We start from the raw sequence: 23,882 nt of genomic DNA, 5'->3' as shown, positions 1-23,882 counted from the left end.
GCGCGGCGCCGGCCCCGCGCCGAGCGCCGCGCAGCTCGACGAATGGCAGGCGATGGTCACGCAGGCGACCGAGCCGCATGCGCTGGCCCAATTGCGCACGCTCGCGCGCCGCGGCTCGGGCGCCGCGCAGGCGGCGCTCGGCATCGCGCTCGTCGATGCGCACGAACCGGGGTTGCGCGACGAGGGGCGCGGCTGGCTGGAAACGGCCGCGGCGGCAGACGGCCGGGCCGACGCGCCGGCTGCGCGGCGCGCGCGGCTCGCGCTCGGCAAGGCATTGCTGCTCGGCAGCGGCGACTTCCCGAAAGACTATGCACGCGCCCGCGCGCTGCTCGGCGCGGCGGCCGAACAGGGCGACCCGGCCGCCGCGTATTACCTCGGGCTGATCTACCGCAGCGGCTACGGCATCGCGGCCGACCCGGCGCAGGCCGCGCACTGGTTCGACGTCGCGTCGCGCGCGGACATTCCGGCTGCCGACTTCATGCTCGCGAACGCGTACCGCGACGGCAGCGGCGTGCCGCGCGACGACGCGCGCGCACTCGCGCTGTATCGCCGGGCCGCCGAGCACGAGCTACCGGAAGCCGTGCAGACGCTCGCGATGGCCTATCGCAACGGCGAACTCGGGCTTCGGCCCGACGCGGACGAATTCCACGCGCAGTGGATCGAGACCGCGCATGCGCTGAAGCATCCGGTCGTCGCGCCGTGACGCGATAGTCCTTCGGCTCGCGCTTGCCGTGGCGCGAGTCCTCCGCATGATCTAACGCCCCGCTCATCGATCGCCGTCACGCGGAATCGGTTGCGGGGCCCGGGAGAGCGCACCTCAATCCCGTTCCCGCATTTTTCCTTCCCGGTTTCTCCCCCAGACGCAACCACACCAGCCGCCGATTACCGAGACCACAGCCACGGATACCAACCAGCCGAAAAAAAACAGGTTGGCGACTCTCGGGTGCGTATCGAACAGACTGCCCCTTCCGTGAAGAATCAAAACGCCGAACAAATACAACCCACCCCAACAAACGAGTGTGGTCACGGCCGAGCCGGCAATTGCACCGATGGTAAATCCCAATAGTTTCATTTGATCGGAAAAAACAGGATTCTTTTCGAAACACGAAAATCGGACCAAAATCCAGGAATCACGATATTCCAGCGGATTCGAATTCCAGTACCGAATCCCGTGAGTTTTTCGCCATTCCATAGATCAATGTGCCCACCGCTTGCATTTGCATCTGCCTCGCCCTCGCGAGTCCAGTAGCCGTCAAACATGATGATGCCTGTTCGTCCTTCGACCCTATCCCTCCAATTGGTGCCGGTGACGTTTTCCGCCTTCCCCAGCCCTGCAAATGGTTGCAGCCTCAACCACTCGCCGAGCTCGTTGGCGCGCGTGGCAGTTGCTCGCCCGTTCAACAGGATACGCCCGATGCTCGACTGACCGCCAAGCGGCTTGACCAGTTTCGACGAAAATGACTTCATTTCTATGCCCACCCGGTGAAGCGCGACGCTCAACCGAATGGCGCATTGATTGGTATAAGCGGGATTCTTATAAGGATTGCCCGGCGGATACGCGGCCCACAGTTCCTTGAATGTTACTGCCCTGAGTTGCACACCCTTGATCGAATCAGGCGTCGTGTTCGTTGTTACGGTTGTCGGTCTGTTTGGCATGGCGGCCAGTCCTCGTGGGCAAGCGCATCCTCGCCCCAATATACTCGGTAACTTCCGGAGATCTCGGTATGAATGCGCGGCAACCGGCCGTTGGTATCGACGCGGCCCGCGATCGTCCGCCCATCGGCCATTTCTATCAAATACGGATAATTCTGAGATAGCGTAGTGCCGATGCAGGCGCGCACCTGTTCGTCATAGATGGGAGCAACGCGAGATCGTGGTGCGGTATCTTCTCTTTCGTCGATCTCCCCCATTCGCAGTTTCTTCTCGGCGCCGGCTGCATCTCGTGACGTCAGAATCATCTTCATGCCACGCTCGGCATAGAAGACGGGGGGCGGACTACATCCGCATACGTTGACATCGCCACTCAATGCCCACTGCCGACCATTGGGCCCCGTACCCGGCAAACGCGGACCTTCCGGCGCGATGAACCCTTCCTGTTTGCAAGCCGCGCAGTAGGTTTTCATGTAAAGCGTGGCGATCTGTACACGTGGGGGTGGACTGGAACACGTGACGAACTCCAGCCCTTCCGTAATCACGGCGTTACCGCCCCGGTCGCCCTTGGCAAGGAAATAGCGAATCATGCCGGCCAGCCACGGAACGTCCGGCCCGCACGCTTCTCGTCCGTAGCGGAATGAACCGCTGCCGACGCGATGACTGCCTTCTTGCCGTCCACGACAAGCCGACCACTCTGCGCAGCAAGCCGGCAAATAACCATGAAAGAAAATGCTGGTGACGCTTGCCCGTTGCTCATCTGGATTCCTCGTCGTCAATGGCTGGAATCCAAAATGCCCAATCCGCACGAGGCAATCAATCAGACGTATTCGAAATCGCAATCAATTAATATGGGTCGACTATATGTTTTCAACACGAACAAGAGCCGGGCGACTTCACCTATCGTGGCGATGCCCTTCCGCTTGAGAACGCGATACCTTCGCCTGGCGGCGACGCAATTCGAGCGGACCTGTCGCGACGATCCGGACAAGCGCCTCGACACACGCCTGCCCGCTTGCCAACTCCCACCGCCCCCTGTCGCTACAATAGGCGCCATGAACGCCCCCACCTCCTCCGACACGCCCGAATCCAGCGACGCGCACATCGCGCGCAACCGGCTCGAGGCGCACCTGGACGCCGCGCCGCGCGCGTGGCCGCTCGACATCGTCGCCGCCACCGGCTCGACCAACGCCGACGTCGCGGCCCGGCTCAAGGCGCTGCCGCGCGGCGCGAACGCGTTGCCCGCGCCGCTCGTGCGCGTCGCGTTCGAGCAGACGGCCGGCCGCGGCAGGCAGGGCCGCCCGTGGTTCGCGCAGCCCGGCAATGCGCTGCTGTGCTCGGTCGGCTGCATCGTGCCGCGCGCCGTCGATGCGCTCGGCGGCCTCAGCATCGCGATCGGCGTCGCGCTCGCCGAAGGGCTGGCCACGCTGCCGCTCGACGCCCGCATGCGCGTCGCGCTCAAATGGCCGAACGACCTGCTGCTGACGGCCGCCGACGACGGCGCGCCGCGCATCGTCGGCAAGCTCGCCGGGATCCTGATCGAAACCGTCTGGACCACCGCCGACGCCACCGCCGTCGTGATCGGCTTCGGCATCAACGTGCGCGGCGCGCAAGCCGTGGCCGCGCAGGTCGACGCGCTGCGCGCGCGCGAAGCGACGCTCGCAAGCGGGCTGCCGCCCGCCGCGCTGTCGATCGCGTGCGCGTCGGCGAACCTCACCGATACGCTCGCCGCGTCGCTGAACGCGCTCACGCCCGCGCTCGCGCAATTCGGCGCCGACGGCCTCGCGCCGTTCCTGCCGCGCTGGCACGCGCTGCACGCATACGCGGGCCGCGAAGTCGTGCTGCTCGAACAGGGCGTCGAACGCGCACGCGGCATCGCGACGGGCATCGACGCGACCGGCCAGTTGCTGCTCGACACGCCGAACGGCGTACAGACGATCGCGGCCGGCGACGTGTCGCTGCGCGAAGCGCAATGAGCGAACCGTACCTGCTGATCGACGCCGGCAACAGCCGGATCAAATGGGCGCTCGCCGACGCGCGGCGCACGCTCGTCGACACGGGCGCGTTCGGCCACACGCGCGACGGCGGCGCCGATCCCGACTGGTCGCGCGTGCCGAGGCCGCGCGGCGCCTGGATCTCGAACGTCGCGGGCGCCGACGTGGCCGCACGGATCGACGCGCTGCTCGACGCACGCTGGCCCGGCCTGCCGCGCACGACGATCCGCTCGCGGCCCGCGCAATGCGGCGTGACGAACGGCTATACGACGCCCGAACAGCTCGGCAGCGACCGCTGGGCCGGCCTGATCGGCGCGCACGCGGCGTTTCCGGGCGAGCATCTGCTGATCGCGACGTTCGGCACCGCGACGACGCTCGAGGCACTGCGCGCGGACGGCCGGTTCACGGGCGGGCTGATCGCGCCGGGCTGGGCGCTGATGATGCGCGCGCTCGGCACGCACACCGCGCAGTTGCCGACGCTGACCACCGATATCGCAAGCGGCCTGCTCGCGGGCGCGCAGGCCGAGCCGTTCCAGGTCGATACGCCGCGCTCGCTGTCGGCCGGCTGCCTGTACGCGCAGGCCGGCCTCATCGAACGCGCATGGCGCGATCTCGCCGATGCCTGGCAGGCGCCCGTGCGGCTCGTGCTGGCAGGCGGTGCGGCAGACGACGTCGCACGTGCATTGACGGTCGCGCATACGCGGCATGACGCGCTGATCCTGTCCGGGCTCGCGCTGATCGCAGCCGATGCGGGCGACCCGGCAACGGCGCCGGATTGACGCGCGCGTGCCGGCGCGCGGCGGCGCGGGCCGATGCAAGCCCAGGCGGGCCCGCGTCACGCCGACGATGCAATACGCGCGGTGCCGCGCCTGCGGCCCGCACGAACGCTCAGGTCAACGGAAGCCATGAAAAAAGCCGGCCCTTCGGCCGGCTCGACTGAACGACGTGAACCACGTCAATGACGACAAGGAGTTTCGACGATGCTGCGCTGGCTGATCGCTGTTCTCTTTCTCGCCAACATGCTCGCGTTCGTGGTGGCGCGCGGCGTGTTCGGGCCGCTGCCGGCGGCCGGCCCGCGCGAACCCGGCGTGCTGTCGCGGCAGGTGCGGCCCGACGCATTGCGCGTGACACCGCTCATGCGCGCGACCGACCAGCCCGTGGTCGGCGGCCCGATCGCGGCGCCGGCCGTCACGACCGCGCCGCTCGCGGCATCGGCCCCGTGACGGCGCCGCGCCGCGCTCACGACTGTTGCGCGCGCACCTTCTTCAGCAACGCGGTGGTCGAGCGATCGTGCTCGAACGGAATCGCCAGCGCCCGGCCGCCCCAGCCGCGCACGAGCGCCGATTCCGGCAGCGCGTCCATGTCGTAATCGCCGCCCTTCACGAGGATGTCCGGACGGACGGCCTCGATCAGCGACACGGGCGTCTTTTCCCCGAACGTCACGACCCAGTCGACGCTTTCCAGCGCCGCGAGCAATGCCGCGCGATCCTCTTCGCGGTTGATCGGCCGGTCGTCGCCCTTGCCGAGCATGCGCACCGACGCATCGCTGTTCACGCCGACGATCAGGCACGCGCCGAGCGCTTTCGCATCGGCGAGATACGTGACGTGACCGCGATGCAGGATGTCGAACACGCCGTTGGTGAACACGACGGGCGACGGCAGCGACGCACGCAGCGCGACGAGGGCGTCACGGGTGATCAGCTTGCGTTCGAAGGTGGCGGACATGATGGCGACAGGACGGAATGGACCACGGCGCGCGCGACGGCAGCGCCAGATAAAAAGCCCGCCGGACCGGCCGGGCGGGCTTCACGCAACACACGCGACACGGTGCCGCGAGCCGGGCGCGAATCGGGCACGAATCGGGCACGACGCGCGCCGGCGCCGGCGCCCGCCGGCCTCAGGCCGGCTGCGCGGCCGACGACGGGCCGCTTTCGGCCTGCAGGCGGCTGGTGACTTCCTTGCGGTAGCGGTTCAGCTCCTGCGCGGTCGCGAACGTGCGCTCGAACAGGATCGACAGGTTGTGCAGGATCCGCTCGACCACCTTCTTCTCCCACTCGCCGTCGAAACGGATCTGCTCGTCGAGCCAGCGCTCGAGCCATTCCGGATCCGGCAGGCGCGATTGCACGGTGTCGCGCGGGAACAGCGCCTGGTTCACGTGCAGGTTGGTCGGGTGCAGCGGCTTCTCGGTGCGGCGCGCCGACGCCATCAGCACGCCGATCTTCGCGAAGGCCGCACGTGCGACGTCGCCGCAGTTGTTCAGCGCCTTCTTCATGTAGCGCAGGTACGCGCCGCCATGACGCGCCTCGTCGCGCGAAATCGTTTCGTAGATCTGCTTGATGACGGGCTCGGTGTGCCAGTCGGCCGCGCAGCGGTACCAGTGGTTCAAACGGATCTCGCCGCAGAAGTGCAGCATCAGCGTCTCGAGCGGCGGCGCAGGATCGAACTGGAAACGCACCGCGTGCAGTTCCTCCTCGGTCGGCACCAGCTCCGGCTTGAAGCGGCGCAGGTATTCCATCAGCACGAGCGAATGCTTCTGCTCCTCGAAGAACCACACGCTCATGAACGCGGAAAAGTCGCTGTCGTGCTGGTTGTCGCGCAGGAACATTTCCGTCGCGGGCAGCGCCGACCATTCGGTGATCGCGTTCATCTTGATCGTCTTCGCCTGCTCGTCGGTGAGCAGCGAAGCGTCGAACCTGTCCCACGGAATGTCCTTCTCCATGTCCCAGCGGACAGCTTCGAGCGACCTGTAAAGTTCCGGATAAAGCATGGTGTTCATGATGGTCCCACCCCTGTTCTGCGCAATGCGACTTCTCTAAACGTGACTGTTGCCGCGCAAGCGCGCCACCCGCGCTTTTTGCAGCCAAGACTCTAATTTTACGCGGGAAACCGGCCCGCCGGACGCTGATTCCTCGTCCGGCTGCCGGGCGGCCGCGTCGCCGCCGTTGGGCATGCCGCAACCCGCTCCGTTCGGACGGAGCCGGCCGCGCTTGCCTGAGTGGGGGGCCGGCGCTGGCCGGCTCGTTGGCGCGCCCGCCCCCTGCCCCAGGCGGGTTCCCCGAAAGGTCCCGTGCGGATGCCGGATCGGCGGGCTGCTCGATATGGTGTATACGGCGGCGGCCATGATAGCACGCGTGCATGACGCTTCCGAGACGCCCGCCCGGTCGCGCGCCGCCAACCGGTATGCGGCGATCGGTCGCGGCCGGCCGTCGCGAAAACGCAACCTTGCATTGCGCGTGCGCGTGTCAGACCCGTATTTCGTCGGTCGCGAGGCCGTCTTCGGGCGGCGTGCCGGCCGCCGGCGCGCTGCTGCCGTCCGCCTGCGCGATCCAGCCGGCGAGCGTCTCGCGCTGCGCGCGGCCGTCGCGGTAGCCGAGCTCGATCAGCTCGCGCGTGAAGGCTTCCTCGAACAGCAGGTAGCTGGCGAACGACGCGCCGGCCGGCTGGCTGCCGCCGATCGCGCCGAGCAGCCCGCGCATCGTCGCCGGCATCTGCTTCAGGTGCTTCGCGGCGATCAGCTCGATGCGCTCGGACGGCGCGATCGCGAGCACGTCGACGTGCCGCCAGCCGCTGTCGATCTCGACCTGGTGCGGCAGATGCTCGATCATCCGGTTGATGTGCTCGATCCGTTCGATGTCCGAGCCGATCGAGTCGAGGAACACGCTCGCGAGCACCTGCTGGCCGATCTGCGCGGGCGTCGGGTAGCCGCGCGCCCGGCCCGCGCCGTTCGCGGCCGGAATCTCGGGCCGCGGGTCGGCGGCGCCCACGACGACGATCCGGTCCGCGCCGAAGTGGATCGCCGGCGACAGCGGCGCGATCTGCCGGATCGAGCCGTCGCCGAAGTACTCGACCTGTCCGTCGAGCACGAGCGGCACGGCGGGAAACACGAACGGAATGGCCGACGACGCGAGCAGGTGCGACGCCGACAGATCGACGAGCCGCGCGGTGCGCTGCGCGCGCCGCCACGCCTGGATCGGCTCGGCGGCCTGGTAGAACGTGAGGTGCCGGCCGCTCGAATAGCTGAGCGCGGCGACCGCGAGCGCGTGCAGCAGGCGCGCCTCGAGCATCTGCTCGATCCGGTGGAAGCTCAGCTCGCGCTGCAGCAGGTGCGCGAGCGGCGTGTTGTCGAGCAGCCCGCGCGGCGAGCGGCGGGCCGCCCAGCCGAACGTCATCGTCGCGAGCCAGCGCGCGCCGGCGCCCGCGATGCCGAGCCAGTCGGTGCGATACACGTAATCGGCGCGCAACGGCTCCCAGAATTCGAGCAGGCGCCGCACGCCATGGGAAAAATCGTCCGCGTGGCTCGCGATCGACGTCGCGTTGATCGCGCCGGCAGACGAACCGCATACGACCGTGAACGGCACCGTGTGCCGCCGCGGATCGGCCTCGCGCGCGATCTCGGCCAGCGCCTTCAGCACGCCGACCTGGTATGCGGCGCGCGCGCCGCCTCCCATCAGAACGAGCGCGAGTCGCATGATCGACCTGCTACCTGCGCCGCATCACGTCGAGCGCTTCGGCGGACGCGTTTCGGGCGACGAAGCGGCCGCCGCGCGCGCCGCGGCCGAACCGGACGGCTTCGCGGCGCGCTTGGCCGCGGGCTTGCGCGGCGCGGCGGCGGCGGGCTTCGCGACGGGTTCCGGCGCGGCGGCGGGCTCGGGCGACGCGGCGCCCGGCGCCGCAGGCTGCATGCCCGGCTGCGCCATCGCGAGGCTCGCGAGCTGGTTGAATTGCGTCTGCAGCAGGTTCCACCAGCCGGCCGGATCGAACGGCTGCTGCGCGGGGTCGCCTTCCGGCGCATCCGCCGCCGGAGCCGCCGCATCCGGTGCGGGCGCGGCCTCGCCCGCCGAGGTTTTCGCGGCCTGCGCGGCGGCGACCGCCGCGTCCTCGGCCGCCGACATCGAGCTCTGCGCGAACGCGCCGAACGCGCGCAGCGTCGCGAGCGTCGCGCGCTGCACCTCGAGCGCCTGGATCGCGGACTGCAGCATCCCGAGATTGAGCTTCAGCCACTGCTCGACCGCGCGCAGATCGGTGATCCGCTTGTCGAGCTCCTCGACGCTCGTGAGCGGAGACATCATGTCGGACATGCTCGACAGCGACGGCGGCAGCCCGTGCGCGGCGCCCGGAAAGGGCGCCATCCCGCCGAACGGCGACATCCGGATCATGTCCCACATCCGGTCCATCATGTCGGCGGGCTGGAACCCGGCAAAGCCGGCGAAAGGGTTGGCGCCGGAGGCATCGGTCGTCATACGGGCATCCTGGTTGACTGGGGGAGCGAGGCGGCCGTGCGTCGCGCGGCCGCCCATGATTCGATCATAGCGCGCGCGTCAGAACGGCGCGTCGCCGGGAAACGCGGGCGGGCGCCGCTCGCGCAGCGAGCGGATGCCTTCCTGCACGTCGGGCCCCGAAAAGCCCATGAATTCGAGCGCGAGCGACGTATCGAAGGTCGGCCCGGCCGTGCGCAGCCAGTTGTTCAGCGCGTACTTGGTCCAGCGGATCGCCGACTGCGAACCGTGCGCGAGCCGTTCGGCCACGTCGTACGCCTTCGGCAGCAGGTCGGCGGGCTCGACCGCGAGCGAGACCAGCCCGATCCGTTCGGCCTCCTCGCCGCTCACGGGCTCGCACAACATCAGGTAGTACTTCGCCTTCGCCATCCCGCACAGCAGCGGCCACACGATCGCCGCGTGGTCGCCGGCCGCGACGCCGAGCCGCGTGTGGCCGTCGATGATGCGCGCATCCTTCGCGGCGATCGAGATGTCGGCGAGCAGCCCGGCGACGAGCCCCGCGCCGACGGCCGGGCCATGCATCGCCGACACGATCGGCTTGCTGCAATTGATCACGTTGTAGACGAGGTCGCGCGCCTCGCGCCACACGCGGGCGCGCACGTCGAAATCGTTCGCCATGTCCTCGACGAGCGCGAGATCGCCGCCCGCCGAAAAGCCCTTGCCTTCGCCGCGGATCACGGCGACGCGCGTGTCGGGATCGCGATCGACGTCGCGCCAGATGTCGGCGAGCTCGCGATGCATGCGCGCGTTCGCGGTCGCGAGGCCGCTGCGGTTCGCACCCTCGCCGCTCATCACGATATCGAGCACGCCATGATCGCGGCGCGTCACCTTCAGTGCTTCGTAACCGCCGTACGCGGCGAGATCGGCCATCTGCTGCTCCTTGTTCGAGGCGCTCGAACGCTTGAATCGAGTGTAGCCAAGCCCGCGCGGTCAAACATCGGGCGAAACCCGGCGCGCGGGCCGAGGCCGGGTGCCGCCGCCGCGTTGCCTATGCCGCGCCGTCGGGTGGGGAAACCGACTGCTCGATCGCGCCGAAGATCGACTTGCCGGCCGCATCGAACATCTCGATGCGCACGGTATCGCCGTAACGCATGAATTCGGTCTGCGGCGCGCCGTGCTCGATCGTCTCGAGGCAGCGCTTCTCGGCGATGCAGCAGTAGCCGCGCTTCGCATCCTTGTTCGATACCGTACCGGAGCCGACGATCGAGCCGGCACGCAGGTTGCGCGTCTTCGCCGCGTGCGCGATCAGCTGGCCGAAGTGGAACACCATGTCGGTGCCCGCATCGGGCTGCCCCACCTTCTTGCCGTTCCAGTGGACGATCATCGGGCGGTGCACGCGGCCCTCGCGCCATTCGTCGCCGAGCTCGTCCGGCGTGACGGCGACCGGCGCGAACGCGGTGGCGGGCTTGCTCTGGAAGAAGCCGAAGCCCTTCGCGAGTTCGGCCGGAATCAGGTTGCGCAGCGACACGTCGTTCGCGAGCGTGACGAGCCGCACGGCCTTCAGCGCGGCGTCGGGCGACGCGCTCATCGGCACGTCGCCGGTGATCACCGCGACTTCGGCCTCGAAATCGATGCCCCATTCCTCGGACGGGCACACGACGTCGTCGCGCGGCCCCAGGAAATCGTCGCTGCCGCCCTGATACATCAGCGGATCGGTCCAGAACTCGGGCGGCATCTCCGCGCCGCGCGCGCGGCGCACGAGCTCGACGTGGTTCACGTACGCGGAGCCGTCGGCCCACTGGAACGCGCGCGGCAGCGGCGCCATGCAGTTGGCCGGATCGAACGCGAACGCGTTGCGCGCGCGGCCGTGGTTCAGTGCGTCGTACAGGTCGCGCAGTTGCGGCGCGTAGAACGCCCAGTCGTCGAGGACGCGCTGCAACGTCGGCGCGACCGCATCGGCGATCGCCGCGGTGTGCAGGTCGCGCGACACGACGATCAGCTGGCCGTCGCGCGTGCCGTCCTTCAGCGAAGCAAGTTTCATAGGGAGGATCTGCCGTTGTAGTGACGATGGAGGGAATCTATTTTACGATGGTGAATCCATGCGGCGCGCCCCGATCGCGCGCGCCGTTTTCACCCCGTTTCCTGCCGCATTTTCGCGCACCCGTTGCCCATGCCCGCCAGCCCGCTTCCCGACGACGATCTCACCGACTCCGATACCGACGACACCGCGTCCGGCGAACACGGCGAGAAGGTCCGTTCCGGCATCCAGTCGATCGAGGTCGGCTTCCGCCTGCTCGACGTGCTGACGAGCGAGCCGCGCGCGATGATGCTGCGCGATCTCGCGCAGCGCGCGGGCATGAGCCCGGCGAAGGCGCACCGCTACCTGGTCAGCTTCTCGCGGCTCGGCGTCGTGTCGCAGGATCCCGTCTCGGGCCGCTACGAGCTCGGCGGCTTCGCGCTGCAGATGGGCCTCGCGCGGCTCGCGCGCGTCGACGGCGTGAAGCTCGCGCGGATCGCGCTGACCGAATTCCGCGACCGCCTCGACCAGACGGTCGGCATCGCGGTATGGGGCAACCAGGGGCCGACGATCGTGCACTGGATGGAATCGAGCCATCCGGCGAAGGCGTCGCTGAAGCTCGGCGACGTGATGCCGCTGCTCGGCTCCGCGACGGGCCTGCTGTTCGCCGCGTACCTGCCGCGCAGCAAGACCGCCGCGATGCTGGAGCGCGAACTCGCCGATACGCGCCGCTCGCCGCACCACGGCGGCCCGCGCACGCTCGACGAAGTCGACGCCGTGCTCGCCGACGTGCGCCGGCACCAGGCCGCGCGCGTCGAGGGGATGCTGCTGCCGACGATCCACGCGTTCTGCATGCCGGTGTTCGACGCGGTCGGCGAACTCGCGCTCGCGATCGTCGCGCTCGGCCAGGAAGGCTCGTTCGACATCGCGTGGGGCGGCGAGATCGACACGGCGCTGCGCGCGTGCGCGCGGAAACTGTCTTACGAACTCGGCTATAGTCCCGACGCACGCGACGCCTGACGCCTCCGGCTCACCCCACGTCACGCGTCGCGAACGCGCGGCGCATCCGGCGGTCCGATTCCTGTGGCGCGCGCCGCGCGCCCGACGTCACGCACGCGCCCCGACCCCGTTCCGATGCCCATGCAGCCTGCCGACCTTCGCCCGAGTCACGCCCCGCCCCGCCGCTGGCTGCGCGTCGGCGTCGCGCTCGTCGCCGTGCTGGTGCTGCACGCGCTCGCGGGGTTCTGGCTGATGCGCAACCGCGAATCGTTCACGCCGCCGCCGCCCGCCGACATCCCCGTGCAGATCGAACTGCTGAAACCGCGGCCGATCGAACGCCAGCCTGCGCCGCCAGCGTCGAAGCCGGTCGAACGTCCGGCCGCACCCGCCGCGCCGAAGGCGGCCCCGCCGAAACCCGCGCCGCCGGACGAACCGGTCCTCACGTCGACGCAGACGGCCGAGCACGGCGAACCGCCGGCTGCCGCCGCGTCCGCCGCGAGCGGCGTACCGGGCGCCTCGGGCGCGCACGCCGCGCCGGCCGCCGGCGCCAGCGCCGCGACGCCGGGGCCTGCCGCGAGCGGCGTGAAGTTCGCCGCGCCGCCGTCCGGCGACCTGCAGTACGACACGTTCTACAACGGCATGCAGAACATGATCGGCACGATCCGCTGGCGCACCGACGGGCACACCTACGACCTGTCGGTGTCGATGCCCGTGCCGTTCGTCGGCCCGTTCGCCTATCGCAGCGAAGGCCGCATCGATGCATTCGGCGTCGCGCCCGACCGTTACGTCGAGAAGCGGGGCAAGCGGCCGGAGGACATCGCGATCTTCAACCGCGAGATCCGGCAGGTCGTGTTCACGCGCACGCCGAACAACGCGCCGCTGCCCGATGGCGTGCAGGACCGCTTCAGCATGCTGATGCAGTTGTCGGGGCTCGTGCGCGGCAATCCTTCCGCGTACAAGCCGGGCGTCACGCAGCAGTTCTTCGTGATCGACAACAACAGCGGCGAGACCTGGCCGATCACCGTGATCGGCGACGAGCAGGTGCAGACGCAGGCCGGTGTCATCGCCGCGCGGCACTTCATGCGCCTGCCGCGCCGCGACGGCGACACGCGCCGCATCGACATGTGGCTCGCGCCGTCGCTCGGCTGGCTGCCCGCGCGGCTCGTGCAGACCGAGCCGAACGGCGCGCAGATCGAGCTGCTGTGGCACGGCCGCCTCGCCGCACCGGACGTGCCTGCGGATGCAGCACCGCCCGGCGGCGCAACGAGCGCGCCCGACGCCGCACCGGCGCCCGATGTGCCGGCCGCGCCGCCCGCGCAAGCGGCGCCGTCCACGCCCGCTGCAACCGTGCAACCACCGGCCTCCTCGGTTGTCACACAGTAAAAAACATGCACGAATCGGCAATTTCGACCGATTACAGTTTTCCCGGAAATGGCCGATGACACTCTTTAACAACTATTTCAGTCCACCGGCTCACAATGAGAAACGTTTGATAGACATCGGCTTCTAACCGATACACCCCACGCGAACGGGAGGAACGGGGTGTGCAGCGCAAGCCCCTTGAAACCGGCAAGGCTTGCCCCACCTAGGGGACAACAAGGCCAGATGCCACTGCGAAGAGGAGTGCCGCCATGCAAATGATCTACAACAGCCCCAACTACTGCGTCGTCGAATTTGCGCCGCAGGCCGGCCATCACCTGATGAATGCCGGCGGATATGAAATCGTCGACAAGAACGCGCAGCGCGAGATCTTCATCGACGGCGAACTTGCCGAACGATTCCGCGCGCACGTGAAGCAGTTGATCGAGGATGAACCGTCGCTCGACGAGGTCGACGAATTCCTCGGACAATTCGACAGCCTGATGATGATGCCCGTCGTGCTGCACTGACGACTCGCGGCCCGGCGCGCCACGCGGCCGGGCCATTCGCCGCGCATCGACGCGGCGCCGCGTGCACTCCGATCCTGCCCCCGTCCGGCTCGCCGGCGGGGGCTTTCATTTGGCGGCCGCCCGGCCGGCGCGGCCAGGGCGGCGACCGCTTGACGCACCGGCTACAATGACGGTTTTCCGTCTTCGCCGGTCTTCCGCCCATGTCTGCGACTCCTCTCGCCGCTTCCGTCCCGCTCGACGCGCGCTACACGCGCGGCGCCGCCCTGCCCGCGCTGCTCAAATCGCGCATCCTGATCCTCGACGGCGCGATGGGCACGATGATCCAGCGCTACAAGCTCGACGAGGCCGCGTATCGCGGCGAGCGCTTCAAGGATCTCCCGCGCGACATCAAGGGCAACAACGAGCTGCTGTCGCTCACGCAGCCGCAGATCATCCGCGAGATCCACGACCAGTACTTCGCGGCCGGCGCCGACATCGTCGAAACCAACACGTTCGGCGCGACGACCGTCGCGCAGGCCGACTACGGGATGGAAGATCTCGTCGTCGAGATGAACGTCGAATCGGCGAAGCTCGCACGCGAATCGGCCGCGAAATACGCGACGCCGGACAAGCCGCGCTTCGTCGCGGGCGCGATCGGGCCGACGCCGAAGACGGCCAGCATCTCGCCGGACGTCAACGATCCGGGCGCCCGCAACGTCACGTTCGACGAGCTGCGCACGTCGTACTACCAGCAGGCGAAGGCGCTGCTCGACGGCGGCGTCGACCTGTTCCTCGTCGAGACGATCTTCGACACGCTGAACGCGAAGGCCGCCCTGTTCGCGCTCGACGAGCTGTTCGAGGACACCGGCGAGCGCCTGCCGATCATGATCTCGGGCACCGTCACCGATGCGTCGGGCCGGATCCTGTCGGGCCAGACCGTCGAGGCGTTCTGGAATTCGCTGCGTCACGCGAAGCCGCTCACGTTCGGCCTGAACTGCGCGCTCGGCGCGGCGCTGATGCGTCCGTACATCGCCGAGCTCGCGAAGCTGTGCGACACCTACGTGTCGTGCTACCCGAACGCGGGCCTGCCGAACCCGATGAGCGACACCGGTTTCGACGAAACGCCCGACGTCACGTCGGGCCTGCTGAAGGAATTCGCGCAGGCCGGGCTCGTGAACCTCGCGGGCGGCTGCTGCGGCACGACGCCCGAGCACATCGCCGAGATCGCGAAGGCGCTCGCCGACGTGAAGCCGCGCCGCTGGCCGAACCAGTACAGCGACAACGCCTGACCCGCCCGCCCCACGTCCTTCATCACCAAATTCGCACCGCCATGACCGATCACATGATGCGCCTTGCCGGCCTCGAGCCGTTCAACGTCACGCCCGGGACGCTCTTCATCAACGTCGGCGAACGCACCAACGTCACCGGCTCGAAGGCGTTCGCACGGATGATCCTCAACGGCCAGTTCGACGAGGCGCTCGCCGTCGCGCGCCAGCAGGTCGAGAACGGCGCGCAGGTGATCGACGTCAACATGGACGAGGCGATGCTCGACTCGAAGGCGGCGATGGTGCGCTTCCTGAACCTGATCGCATCCGAGCCGGACATCGCGCGCGTGCCGATCATGATCGACTCGTCGAAGTGGGACGTGATCGAAGCCGGCCTCAAGTGCGTGCAGGGCAAGGCGATCGTGAACTCGATCTCGCTGAAGGAAGGCGAGGACGCGTTCCGCCACCACGCGAACCTGATCCGCCGCTACGGCGCGGCCGCGGTCGTGATGGCGTTCGACGAAACCGGCCAGGCCGATACGTACGAGCGCAAGACCGAGATCTGCAAGCGCTCGTACGACTTCCTCGTGAACGAAGTCGGCTTCCCGCCGGAAGACATCATCTTCGACCCGAACATCTTCGCGGTCGCGACGGGCATCGAGGAGCACAACAACTACGCGGTCGACTTCATCGAGGCGACGCGCTGGATCAAGCAGAACCTGCCGTACGCGAAGGTGAGCGGCGGCGTGTCGAACGTGTCGTTCTCGTTCCGCGGCAACGACCCGGTGCGCGAGGCGATCCACACCGTGTTCCTGTATCACGCGATCCAGGCCGGGATGGACATGGGCATCGTGAACGCGGGCCAGCTCGGCGTGTACGCCGATCTCGACGCGGAGCTGCGCGAGCGTGTCGAGGACGTGATCCTGAACCGCCGCGCGGATTCCACCGATCGCCTGCTCGAGATCGCCGACAAGTTCAAGACCGGCGCCGCGAAGAAGGAGGAGAACCTCGAATGGCGCAACCAGCCGGTCGAGAAGCGCCTCGCGCACGCGCTCGTGCACGGCATCACGACCTTCATCGTCGAGGACACCGAAGAAGCGCGCGCGAAGATCGCCGCGGCAGGCGGCCGTCCGATCAACGTGATCGAAGGGCCGCTGATGGACGGGATGAACGTCGTCGGCGACCTGTTCGGCCAGGGCAAGATGTTCCTGCCGCAGGTCGTGAAATCGGCGCGCGTGATGAAGCAGGCGGTCGCGCACCTGATCCCGTTCATCGAGGAAGAAAAGCGCCTGCTCGCGGAAGCGGGCGGCGACGTGCGCGCGAAGGGCAAGATCGTGATCGCGACCGTGAAGGGCGACGTGCACGACATCGGCAAGAACATCGTGTCGGTCGTGCTCCAGTGCAACAACTTCGAAGTGGTCAACATGGGCGTGATGGTCCCGTGCAACGAGATCCTCGCGAAGGCGAAGGTCGAAGGCGCGGACATCATCGGGCTGTCTGGCCTCATCACGCCGAGCCTCGAGGAAATGGCGTACGTCGCGTCCGAAATGCAGCGCGACGACTACTTCCGCGTGAAGAAGATTCCGCTGCTGATCGGCGGCGCGACGACGTCGCGCGTGCACACGGCCGTGAAGATCGCGCCGCACTACGAAGGCCCGGTCGTCTACGTGCCCGATGCGTCGCGCTCGGTGTCGGTCGCGTCGAACCTGCTGTCCGACGAAGGCGCGGCGAAGTATCTCGACGAGCTGAAGTCCGACTACGAACGCATTCGCGACCAGCACGCGAACCGCAAGGCGCAGCCGATGGTCACGCTCGCCGAGGCGCGCGCGAACAAGACCAAGGTGGACTGGGCCGGCTACCAGCCGGTGAAGCCGAAGTTCATCGGCCGCCGCGTGTTCAGGAACTACGACCTGAACGAGCTCGCGAACTACATCGACTGGGGCCCGTTCTTTCAGACCTGGGATCTCGCCGGCCCGTACCCGGCGATCCTGAACGACGAGATCGTCGGCGAATCGGCGCGGCGCGTGTTCTCCGACGCCAAGTCGATGCTCGCGCGCCTGATCCAGGGGCGCTGGCTGACCGCGAACGGCGTGATCGCGCTGCTGCCGGCGAACACCGTCAACGACGACGACATCGAGATCTACAGCGACGAGTCGCGCTCCGACGTGCTGCTCACGTGGCGCAACCTGCGCCAGCAGAGCGTGCGCCCGGTGGTCGACGGCGTGATGCGGCCGAACCGCTCGCTCGCCGACTTCATCGCGCCGAAAGAGTCGGGCGTCGCCGACTACATCGGGATGTTCGCGGTGACGGCCGGCCTCGGCGTCGACGTGAAGGAAAAGCAGTTCGAAGCCGATCACGACGACTACAGCGCGATCATGCTGAAGGCGCTCGCCGACCGCTTCGCGGAAGCGTTCGCCGAAGCGATGCACGCGCGCGTGCGGCGCGAGCTGTGGGGCTATGCGAGCGGCGAGACGCTCGACAACGACGCGCTGATCGCCGAGAAATACGCGGGCATCCGCCCGGCGCCCGGCTACCCGGCCTGCCCCGACCACCTCGTGAAGCGCGACATGTTCGACGTGCTGCACGCGGACGAGATCGGCATGAGCGTGACCGACTCGCTGGCGATGCTGCCGGCGGCGAGCGTGTCGGGCTTCTACCTCGCGCATCCGGACAGCCGTTACTTCTCGGTCGGTAAGATCGGGCAGGATCAACTCGAGGACTATGCACGGCGCATGGCGCTGTCGCTCGACGACGCACGCCGCGCGCTCGCGCCGCAGTTGTAATCGAGCCGCGGCGCGCAGCCGCGACTTACCGTTACGCGCCCCGATCTCGGGGCGCGTTGTCTACCCCACCACTTATTCAGGATAACTAATCTCAATATTCGTCGATCAACGCTGCAATCTCTCGACCCGACACTCGCCCAGCCATGCCTTCCTTCGAGATCAGGATCACCGAAACACCGCTCGACGCCGCCACCCCGTTCCCGCCCACCCGCTATCGCGGCGAAAGCTGGGACCTGAGCCACTTGCGCCCGTTGACGTTCACCTGCGATCTGGAAACCGGCTTCGACGTGACGGTTCTGGTCCTGTTCTCCTGTCACTGCTTCACACGCAGCCTCAAATGAGACGGGCGGACCCGCGACACCATTCCAGACGACGAGATCTACGACGACGGCCGCGAGACACGTGTGCTCTGCGCGGACCGGTATCGCGCGTCACGGCAGCTGTTGCGCGGCGTGATCGTCGGGCTGGCGACGCGGCGGATCGTTGTCGCGGATGAACGGCAGCCCAATTTCGTGACGGTGGAAGAGGTCGCGTCAGACGGCACGCAGCGCGTGTATGCCGTGTTCTTCGAGGTGGCGAAGGACCGGATCAGGAAACGCCGGCTCATCCTGCGCGTGCAGTCGGCCTACGTGGTGGAGGGCGGACTCACCCGACGCCAGCGGGAAGCCCGGAAAGTCGCGTTGCGCGCGAGCCTGGAAGGCCGCAAGATCCGGGCGTAGAAAAACCAACGGCCACCTTTCGGCAGCCGTCGCATGCGGGATTCTCTTTCCGTCTTTCGACGAAATACCCACTCCAGGTGGGACCCGGTTGCCCGGGCGGCGCTATGTTTTCGCACCGGCTTTCACATAGTCTTGCATTGAATTATAAGGAATTTCACCTATCGGTCAAGGCAGGCCCGCACTGCCGCCCCATTTCGTCGCGCCCGCCTTCTGCCCCGTCGCCATTTCATCAGACAAAATAAAAAGCCCGCTCGAAAGCGGGCTTTTTCCTGTCTGGCCGACCGTTCGATCCGCCCGGCAAGGAAGAAGGAAGCTCAGAAGCCCCAGTGCACGTCGGCTTGGCCAGCCTTCGCTTCGCGCAGCATCGTCAGGAACGGCGCGACGCGCTGCGCCAGGCTCGGCGGCACTTCGTGGTGCGCGTGGTCGGCTTCGTCCTCGTGGAAATGGCCGGCGTGCTCGGCGCGCTCCTGCTTCGCCTGCGCGACCGCGCCTTCCAGCTTGGCGATCGCGTGGTCCAGTTCGTCGTGCGTAATGACACCGCGCTCGCCCAGCTGCTTGCCGACGAGACCCAGCACATACACGGCGAAATCCTTCAGCACGTCGAGATCCTGTGCCGCCTTGCTCTTGAACGTAATCATGACAATTCCCTTTTCATCTTGTTGTGCCTGCGCGGCGAGGTTGGGGAACGCCGGCAGACCGGCGTCCGGCCTCGCGGACGCGGGCCGCCTGAGCGGCATATTAGCACCTGTTAAAATTCTGCGATCCCTGAAACGCGCGCTTAAAAAGCGCGCCGGCGGGCCGGCGTTTCCGGCCCCCACCAACGAAGCCTTCTACCAGCATGCTGCCAGCACACAAACAGACCCTCGAAGCCCTGCTCGCGGATAGCGTCAAGCAGGTCGCACACGCGCTGAAAGGCGCCGACGCAGCATTCGTCGCCCCGACCATCACGCTGGAGCGCCCGAAGGTCGCCGCGCACGGCGACGTCGCGTGCAACGTCGCGATGCAGCTCGCGAAGCCGCTCGGCACGAACCCGCGCCAGCTCGCCGAACGGATCGTCGCCGCGCTCACCGCGCAGCCGGCCGCGCAAGGCCTCGTCGAAGCCGCCGAGATCGCCGGCCCCGGCTTCATCAACCTGCGCCTGTCGGCGGCCGCGAAGCAGGCGGTGATCGCCGCCGTGTTCGAGCAGGGCCGCGCGTTCGGCACGTCGGATCGCGAGAAAGGCAAGCGGGTGCTGCTCGAATTCGTGTCGGCCAACCCGACCGGCCCGCTGCACGTCGGCCACGGCCGCCAGGCCGCGCTCGGCGACGTGCTCGCGAACGTGATCGCGAGCCAGGGCTACGCGGTGCACCGCGAGTTCTACTACAACGACGCCGGCGTGCAGATCGGCAACCTCGCGATCTCGACGCAGGCGCGCGCCCGCGGCCTGAAGCCGGGCGACGCGGGCTGGCCGGAAGCCGCGTACAACGGCGAGTACATCGCCGACATCGCGCGCGACTACCTGAACGGCGAAACGGTCGCCGCATCGGACGGCGAGCCGGTCAAGGGCGCGGGCGACGTCGAGGATCTCGACGCGATCCGCAAGTTCGCGGTCACGTACCTGCGTCGCGAGCAGGACATGGACCTGCAGGCGTTCGGCGTGAAGTTCGACCAGTACTACCTCGAGTCGTCGCTGTACAGCGAGGGCCGCGTCGAGAAGACGGTCGACGCGCTGGTCAAGGCCGGCATGACCTACGAGCAGGACGGCGCGCTGTGGCTGCGCACGACCGACGAAGGCGACGACAAGGATCGCGTGATGCGCAAGTCGGACGGCACGTACACGTACTTCGTGCCGGACGTCGCATACCACGTGACGAAGTGGGAACGCGGCTTCACGAAGGTGATCAACATCCAGGGTTCGGACCACCACGGCACGATCGCGCGCGTGCGCGCCGGCCTGCAGGGGCTGCACATCGGGATCCCGAAGGGCTATCCCGACTACGTGCTGCACAAGATGGTCACCGTGATGCGCGACGGCCAGGAAGTGAAGATCTCGAAGCGCGCGGGCAGCTACGTGACGGTGCGCGACCTGATCGAATGGTCGGGCGGCGCGGCGGCGGGCCAGGAAGCGGCCCCCGACCTGATCGACGAAGCAACCATCACGCGCGGCCGCGACGCGGTGCGTTTCTTCCTGATCTCGCGCAAGGCCGATACCGAGTTCGTGTTCGACATCGATCTCGCGCTGAAACAGAACGACGAAAACCCGGTCTATTACGTCCAGTACGCGCATGCGCGGATCTGCTCGGTGCTCAACGAACTGAAGTCGCGCTACAACGTCGACGTCGCGCAACTGCCGGGCGCCGACCTGTCGCAGTTGACGAGCGCACAGGCGGCATCGCTGATGCAGAAGCTGGCCGAGTATCCGGACATGCTCACGCACGCGGCGAACGAGCTGGCGCCGCACGCGGTCGCGTTCTACCTGCGCGATCTCGCTGGCGAATTCCACTCGTTCTACAATGCGGAGCGCGTGCTGGTCGACGACGAAGCGCCGCGCAATGCACGCGCCGCGCTGCTCGCCGCGACCCGTCAGGTGCTCGAGAACGGCCTGACGGTGCTCGGCGTGTCCGCCCCCGCCAAGATGTAAGGATGTCCGCGCGGCCCGAACCGGGCCGCGACTGGCTGCGGCAACGCCCGCCGTCGGATTGCCCGCCGTCGGGCGCCCGTCGCAGCCCTCTCACGATTCTTTTTGCAGGTGACTCAAGCAATGGCACAACCACGCCGAACTTCGAAGCAATCGAAACAAGCCGGAGGGACATTTCTTGGAATCGTACTGGGCCTGATCGTCGGCCTCGCGATCGCCGTGGTGGTGGCGCTCTACATCACGCGTTCGCCGTCGCCGTTCGTGTCGAAGGTCGCGCCGCCGCAGGCCGACAACGGCGCGAGCCAGCCGCAGCAGTTCGACCCGAACCGCGCGCTGCAGGGCAAGACGCCCGGCCAGCCGGTGCCGCAGGCCGCGCAATCCGCACCGCCGAACACCGCGCCCGGCCAGGCCGCGAACCAGACTCAGGGCGGCGGCCTGCTGCCCGAGCCGCAGATCGTCGAAGTGCCGCCGTCGGGCAACGCGAACGGCGCCGCCGGCTCGAGCAACGCCACCGCGTCGAACAATCCGTCGTCGGGCAACGGCGTCGCCGTCGCACCGAAGCCGGCCGACACCACGCCGCCGCCGAAGAAGACGCAACAGGCGCAGCAACAACAGCAGCAAGGCGGTGAGGACGACCTCGCACGCTTCGCCGCGCAGAAGCAGGCGCAGCAGGCCGCCGCGCAAAAGCAGCAGCAACAGCAGCAGGCCGCGAACACGCCGAAGCCGACGTCGTCGGCCGCCGCCGCGGCGGCAGCGGCGAAGCCGCCGACCGCGAACGACGCGAACACCGGCTACTTCCTGCAGGTCGGCGCGTACAAGACGGAAGGCGATGCCGAACAGCAGCGTGCGCGCCTCGGCTTCCAGGGCTTCGAGTCGAAGGTGTCGAAGCGCGACGTCAGCGGCGTGACCTATTTCCGCGTGCGCGTCGGCCCGTTCTCGAAGTTCGAGGATATGAACTCGGCCCGTCAGCGCCTGTCCGATGCAGGTGTCGACACGGCGGTGATCCGCTTCACGAAGCAGTAAGCCAACCGGCCGCGCCCACGCAGAACCCGTTACGTTCCGTAACCCGAGCAACCGATTCGACGTTCACAACATGAAAAAACTGCTTAGCACGCTCCTTCTGTCCCTGGGCCTGGCCGCCGGCCTTGCCCAGGCTTCGCCCGCCGCGCCGGCCGCCGGCAAGGACTTCGAGGTGATGAAGTCGCCGCAGCCGGTGTCGGCGCCGGCCGGCAAGGTCGAGGTGATCGAGTTCTTCTGGTACGGCTGCCCGCACTGCTACGAATTCGAGCCGACGATCGAGGCCTGGGTGAAGAAGCAGGGCAACAACATCGACTTCAAGCGCGTGCCGGTCGCATTCCGTGACGATTTCCTCCCGCACTCGAAGCTGTTCTACGCGGTGTCCGCGCTCGGCATTTCCGAGAAGGTCACGCCGGCGATCTTCAACGCGATCCACAAGCAGAAGAACTACCTGCTGACGCCGCAGGCGCAGGCCGACTTCCTGGCCACGCAGGGCGTCGACAAGAAGAAGTTCATGGACGCGTACAACTCGTTCAGCGTGCAGGGCGAGGTAAACCAGTCGGCCAAGCTGCTGAAGGACTACGCGATCGACGGCGTGCCGACGGTCGTCGTCCAGGGCAAGTACAAGACGGGCCCCGCTTACACGAACAGCATCCCGGGTACCGCCCAGGTGCTCGACTTCCTCGTGAAGCAGGTTCAGGACAAGAAGCTCTGATCCCCGCCCGCGCGCCGGCATGACTACTCCGCTGAAGGTCTTCATCACCGGCGCGTCGAGCGGCCTCGGCCTCGCGATGGCCGAGGAATACGCCCGCCAGGGCGCCACGCTCGCGCTCGTCGCGCGCCGCACCGATGCACTCGATGCGTTCGCGCGGCGGTTCCCCAAGCTGTCCATCTCCGTCTATTCCGCCGACGTGCGCGACGCCGATGCGCTGGCCACCGCCGCCGCGTCGTTCATCGCCGCGCACGGCTGCCCCGACGTCGTGATCGCGAACGCGGGCATCAGCCAGGGCGCCGTCACGGGCCAGGGCGACCTCGCGACGTTCCGCGACGTGATGGACATCAACTACTACGGGATGGTCGCGACATTCGAGCCGTTCGTCGGCCCGATGACGGCCGCGCGCCACGGCACGCTGGTCGGCGTCGCGAGCGTCGCCGGCGTGCGCGGGCTGCCCGGCTCCGGCGCGTACAGCGCGTCGAAATCGGCCGCGATCAAGTATCTCGAATCGCTGCGCGTCGAGTTGCGCCCGGCCGGCGTCGGCGTCGTGACGATCGCGCCCGGCTACATTCGCACGCCGATGACCGCGCACAATCCGTACCGGATGCCGTTCCTGATGGACGCCGACCGCTTCGCCGCGCGCGCGGCGCGGGCGATCGCCCGGCAGCACGCGTTCCGCGTGATTCCGTGGCAGATGGGCGTCGTCGCGAAGGTGCTGCACGTGCTGCCGCGCTGGCTGTACGACCGCCTGTTCGAGAAGGCGCCGCGAAAGCCGAAGGCCGGCGCGCACTGAGTGCGCCGTGGATCCGGCGTGCGCGTCGCCGGGTCCTGTCGGGCCTTGGCCCGATCTGCCTCGCCATACCGCGCGAATCCGCGCGGGCCTCTACCTTCGTGTCGCGCCACATACCGCGCACCGCTGCCGCGATCCTGCCCGTTCCGTCGCTCGCGCCGCGCATTCGCAGCCGCCCGCCTCGCCCCTCGCCTGCCGCGCCGCGCTCGCCCTCCCCGCACGGCCGCATCAA

24 protein-coding genes are annotated in these 23,882 nt (G+C 68.0%); 15 read left to right on the top strand and 9 right to left on the bottom strand.

What is annotated here, in order from left to right; genetic code table 11:
• Nucleotides 1–703 (top strand): tetratricopeptide repeat protein (locus tag LGN10_RS29975; RefSeq protein ID WP_226225947.1); only part of this gene is annotated, 703 nt, incomplete at its 5' end.
• A 365-nt stretch (nt 704–1,068) separates the two neighbouring features.
• On the opposite strand, the gene LGN10_RS29970 is transcribed toward LGN10_RS29975, so the two are convergent.
• Both LGN10_RS29970 and LGN10_RS29965 read right to left on the bottom strand, forming a co-directional pair.
• Nucleotides 1,069–1,656, bottom strand: a complete 588-nt coding sequence (locus LGN10_RS29970) for a type VI secretion system amidase effector protein Tae4 (RefSeq protein WP_226225946.1) — start codon at nt 1,654–1,656, stop codon at nt 1,069–1,071.
• Entirely contained in the window at nt 1,632–2,429 is a 798-nt protein-coding gene (locus tag LGN10_RS29965; protein ID WP_226225944.1) for a hypothetical protein, read from the bottom strand. The genes LGN10_RS29970 and LGN10_RS29965 overlap by 25 nt, the downstream gene beginning before the upstream one ends.
• 276 nt (nt 2,430–2,705) lie before the next feature.
• On the opposite strand from LGN10_RS29965, the gene LGN10_RS29960 reads away from it, so the two are divergent.
• The 3 genes from LGN10_RS29960 to LGN10_RS29950 all read left to right on the top strand — a co-directional run bounded on the left by LGN10_RS29960 (nt 2,706) and on the right by LGN10_RS29950 (nt 4,867).
• The gene (locus tag LGN10_RS29960) at nt 2,706–3,626 is read left to right on the top strand and encodes a biotin--[acetyl-CoA-carboxylase] ligase (protein WP_226225942.1); all 921 of its coding nucleotides are present in this window, start codon (nt 2,706–2,708) and stop codon (nt 3,624–3,626) included.
• Nucleotides 3,623–4,423: a type III pantothenate kinase gene (locus tag LGN10_RS29955; protein WP_059575983.1), complete on the top strand. Its 801-nt coding sequence runs from the start codon at nt 3,623–3,625 to the stop codon at nt 4,421–4,423. The genes LGN10_RS29960 and LGN10_RS29955 overlap by 4 nt, the downstream gene beginning before the upstream one ends.
• A gap of 201 nt (nt 4,424–4,624) precedes the next feature.
• Nucleotides 4,625–4,867 carry a hypothetical protein gene (locus LGN10_RS29950; protein ID WP_059575981.1) on the top strand — a complete coding sequence of 81 codons (243 nt, stop codon included), beginning with the start codon at nt 4,625–4,627 and terminating at the stop codon, nt 4,865–4,867.
• Between the two features lie 16 nt (nt 4,868–4,883).
• Here LGN10_RS29950 and rfaE2 read toward each other — a convergent pair whose 3' ends face one another.
• From rfaE2 to LGN10_RS29920, 6 genes are all read right to left on the bottom strand, one after another.
• Nucleotides 4,884–5,369, bottom strand: a complete 486-nt coding sequence (gene rfaE2, locus LGN10_RS29945; protein WP_012329309.1) for a D-glycero-beta-D-manno-heptose 1-phosphate adenylyltransferase — start codon at nt 5,367–5,369, stop codon at nt 4,884–4,886.
• A gap of 172 nt (nt 5,370–5,541) precedes the next feature.
• On the bottom strand, nt 5,542–6,420 hold the full coding sequence (locus tag LGN10_RS29940) for a ferritin-like domain-containing protein (RefSeq protein WP_226225941.1): 879 nt from the start codon (nt 6,418–6,420) through the stop codon (nt 5,542–5,544).
• A 466-nt stretch (nt 6,421–6,886) separates the two neighbouring features.
• Nucleotides 6,887–8,113 carry a patatin-like phospholipase family protein gene (locus LGN10_RS29935; protein WP_226225940.1) on the bottom strand — a complete coding sequence of 409 codons (1,227 nt, stop codon included), beginning with the start codon at nt 8,111–8,113 and terminating at the stop codon, nt 6,887–6,889.
• Nucleotides 8,114–8,137: 24 nt separating this feature from the next.
• Nucleotides 8,138–8,884 carry a PhaM family polyhydroxyalkanoate granule multifunctional regulatory protein gene (locus LGN10_RS29930; RefSeq protein ID WP_059585381.1) on the bottom strand — a complete coding sequence of 249 codons (747 nt, stop codon included), beginning with the start codon at nt 8,882–8,884 and terminating at the stop codon, nt 8,138–8,140.
• 78 nt (nt 8,885–8,962) lie between these two features.
• Complete coding sequence (locus LGN10_RS29925) at nt 8,963–9,790, bottom strand: enoyl-CoA hydratase/isomerase family protein (RefSeq protein WP_059837340.1); 828 nt, start codon at nt 9,788–9,790, stop codon at nt 8,963–8,965.
• Between the two features lie 118 nt (nt 9,791–9,908).
• A complete protein-coding gene (locus LGN10_RS29920) occupies nt 9,909–10,901 on the bottom strand; it encodes a fumarylacetoacetate hydrolase family protein (protein ID WP_059585383.1) in 993 nt (330 codons plus the stop codon).
• Between the two features lie 129 nt (nt 10,902–11,030).
• Between LGN10_RS29920 and LGN10_RS29915 the strand changes: the two genes are divergently transcribed.
• The 7 genes from LGN10_RS29915 (at nt 11,031) to LGN10_RS29885 (ending at nt 18,511) form a co-directional block, all read left to right on the top strand.
• Nucleotides 11,031–11,897 carry an IclR family transcriptional regulator gene (locus LGN10_RS29915; protein WP_124863404.1) on the top strand — a complete coding sequence of 289 codons (867 nt, stop codon included), beginning with the start codon at nt 11,031–11,033 and terminating at the stop codon, nt 11,895–11,897.
• A 114-nt stretch (nt 11,898–12,011) separates the two neighbouring features.
• A complete protein-coding gene (locus tag LGN10_RS29910; protein WP_226225939.1) occupies nt 12,012–13,259 on the top strand; it encodes a DUF3108 domain-containing protein in 1,248 nt (415 codons plus the stop codon).
• 248 nt (nt 13,260–13,507) lie between these two features.
• The gene (locus LGN10_RS29905; RefSeq protein ID WP_006477667.1) at nt 13,508–13,765 is read left to right on the top strand and encodes a DUF3567 domain-containing protein; all 258 of its coding nucleotides are present in this window, start codon (nt 13,508–13,510) and stop codon (nt 13,763–13,765) included.
• 200 nt (nt 13,766–13,965) lie between these two features.
• Nucleotides 13,966–15,033: a homocysteine S-methyltransferase family protein gene (locus LGN10_RS29900; RefSeq protein WP_226225938.1), complete on the top strand. Its 1,068-nt coding sequence runs from the start codon at nt 13,966–13,968 to the stop codon at nt 15,031–15,033.
• A 41-nt stretch (nt 15,034–15,074) separates the two neighbouring features.
• Nucleotides 15,075–17,792, top strand: coding sequence for a methionine synthase (gene metH, locus LGN10_RS29895; RefSeq protein WP_185723074.1), 2,718 nt, complete (start codon nt 15,075–15,077; stop codon nt 17,790–17,792).
• 143 nt (nt 17,793–17,935) lie between these two features.
• The gene (locus LGN10_RS29890) at nt 17,936–18,133 is read left to right on the top strand and encodes a hypothetical protein (protein ID WP_226225937.1); all 198 of its coding nucleotides are present in this window, start codon (nt 17,936–17,938) and stop codon (nt 18,131–18,133) included.
• Between the two features lie 63 nt (nt 18,134–18,196).
• Nucleotides 18,197–18,511, top strand: a complete 315-nt coding sequence (locus LGN10_RS29885) for a hypothetical protein (RefSeq protein WP_226225936.1) — start codon at nt 18,197–18,199, stop codon at nt 18,509–18,511.
• Nucleotides 18,512–18,825: 314 nt separating this feature from the next.
• On the opposite strand, the gene LGN10_RS29880 is transcribed toward LGN10_RS29885, so the two are convergent.
• Nucleotides 18,826–19,149, bottom strand: a complete 324-nt coding sequence (locus LGN10_RS29880) for a DUF1840 domain-containing protein (RefSeq protein ID WP_006489103.1) — start codon at nt 19,147–19,149, stop codon at nt 18,826–18,828.
• Nucleotides 19,150–19,349: 200 nt separating this feature from the next.
• Between LGN10_RS29880 and argS the strand changes: the two genes are divergently transcribed.
• The 4 genes from argS to LGN10_RS29860 all read left to right on the top strand — a co-directional run bounded on the left by argS (nt 19,350) and on the right by LGN10_RS29860 (nt 23,653).
• Nucleotides 19,350–21,131, top strand: a complete 1,782-nt coding sequence (argS, locus tag LGN10_RS29875; RefSeq protein WP_059585387.1) for an arginine--tRNA ligase — start codon at nt 19,350–19,352, stop codon at nt 21,129–21,131.
• A gap of 120 nt (nt 21,132–21,251) precedes the next feature.
• Entirely contained in the window at nt 21,252–22,151 is a 900-nt protein-coding gene (locus LGN10_RS29870) for an SPOR domain-containing protein (protein WP_104011854.1), read from the top strand.
• A gap of 70 nt (nt 22,152–22,221) precedes the next feature.
• Nucleotides 22,222–22,860: a thiol:disulfide interchange protein DsbA/DsbL gene (locus tag LGN10_RS29865; protein WP_011694426.1), complete on the top strand. Its 639-nt coding sequence runs from the start codon at nt 22,222–22,224 to the stop codon at nt 22,858–22,860.
• Nucleotides 22,861–22,879: 19 nt separating this feature from the next.
• Nucleotides 22,880–23,653 carry an SDR family oxidoreductase gene (locus tag LGN10_RS29860; protein WP_059585389.1) on the top strand — a complete coding sequence of 258 codons (774 nt, stop codon included), beginning with the start codon at nt 22,880–22,882 and terminating at the stop codon, nt 23,651–23,653.
• The last annotated feature ends 229 nt before the right edge of the window (nt 23,654–23,882 follow it).

The organism is Burkholderia sp. AU32262, from assembly GCF_020419985.1.
GTDB lineage: Bacteria > Pseudomonadota > Gammaproteobacteria > Burkholderiales > Burkholderiaceae > Burkholderia > Burkholderia semiarida.
The sequence above is the reverse complement of the archived record's forward strand: the minus strand, read 5'-3'. Positions and strand labels throughout refer to the sequence as shown.

Excerpts from the sequence above, each read along its gene's own strand:
- LGN10_RS29970 (WP_226225946.1), bottom strand. The coding sequence starts at position 1,656 with ATGCCAAACAGACCGACAACCGTAACAACGAACACGACGCCTGATTCG.
- LGN10_RS29960 (WP_226225942.1), top strand. The coding sequence starts at position 2,706 with ATGAACGCCCCCACCTCCTCCGACACGCCCGAATCCAGCGACGCGCAC.
- LGN10_RS29955 (WP_059575983.1), top strand. The coding sequence starts at position 3,623 with ATGAGCGAACCGTACCTGCTGATCGACGCCGGCAACAGCCGGATCAAA.
- LGN10_RS29950 (WP_059575981.1), top strand. The coding sequence starts at position 4,625 with ATGCTGCGCTGGCTGATCGCTGTTCTCTTTCTCGCCAACATGCTCGCG.
- rfaE2 (WP_012329309.1), bottom strand. The coding sequence starts at position 5,369 with ATGTCCGCCACCTTCGAACGCAAGCTGATCACCCGTGACGCCCTCGTC.
- LGN10_RS29940 (WP_226225941.1), bottom strand. The coding sequence starts at position 6,420 with ATGAACACCATGCTTTATCCGGAACTTTACAGGTCGCTCGAAGCTGTC.
- LGN10_RS29935 (WP_226225940.1), bottom strand. The coding sequence starts at position 8,113 with ATGCGACTCGCGCTCGTTCTGATGGGAGGCGGCGCGCGCGCCGCATAC.
- LGN10_RS29930 (WP_059585381.1), bottom strand. The coding sequence starts at position 8,884 with ATGACGACCGATGCCTCCGGCGCCAACCCTTTCGCCGGCTTTGCCGGG.
- LGN10_RS29925 (WP_059837340.1), bottom strand. The coding sequence starts at position 9,790 with ATGGCCGATCTCGCCGCGTACGGCGGTTACGAAGCACTGAAGGTGACG.
- LGN10_RS29920 (WP_059585383.1), bottom strand. The coding sequence starts at position 10,901 with ATGAAACTTGCTTCGCTGAAGGACGGCACGCGCGACGGCCAGCTGATC.
- LGN10_RS29915 (WP_124863404.1), top strand. The coding sequence starts at position 11,031 with ATGCCCGCCAGCCCGCTTCCCGACGACGATCTCACCGACTCCGATACC.
- LGN10_RS29910 (WP_226225939.1), top strand. The coding sequence starts at position 12,012 with ATGCCCATGCAGCCTGCCGACCTTCGCCCGAGTCACGCCCCGCCCCGC.
- LGN10_RS29905 (WP_006477667.1), top strand. The coding sequence starts at position 13,508 with ATGCAAATGATCTACAACAGCCCCAACTACTGCGTCGTCGAATTTGCG.
- LGN10_RS29900 (WP_226225938.1), top strand. The coding sequence starts at position 13,966 with ATGTCTGCGACTCCTCTCGCCGCTTCCGTCCCGCTCGACGCGCGCTAC.
- metH (WP_185723074.1), top strand. The coding sequence starts at position 15,075 with ATGACCGATCACATGATGCGCCTTGCCGGCCTCGAGCCGTTCAACGTC.
- LGN10_RS29890 (WP_226225937.1), top strand. The coding sequence starts at position 17,936 with ATGCCTTCCTTCGAGATCAGGATCACCGAAACACCGCTCGACGCCGCC.
- LGN10_RS29880 (WP_006489103.1), bottom strand. The coding sequence starts at position 19,149 with ATGATTACGTTCAAGAGCAAGGCGGCACAGGATCTCGACGTGCTGAAG.
- argS (WP_059585387.1), top strand. The coding sequence starts at position 19,350 with ATGCTGCCAGCACACAAACAGACCCTCGAAGCCCTGCTCGCGGATAGC.
- LGN10_RS29870 (WP_104011854.1), top strand. The coding sequence starts at position 21,252 with ATGGCACAACCACGCCGAACTTCGAAGCAATCGAAACAAGCCGGAGGG.
- LGN10_RS29865 (WP_011694426.1), top strand. The coding sequence starts at position 22,222 with ATGAAAAAACTGCTTAGCACGCTCCTTCTGTCCCTGGGCCTGGCCGCC.
- LGN10_RS29860 (WP_059585389.1), top strand. The coding sequence starts at position 22,880 with ATGACTACTCCGCTGAAGGTCTTCATCACCGGCGCGTCGAGCGGCCTC.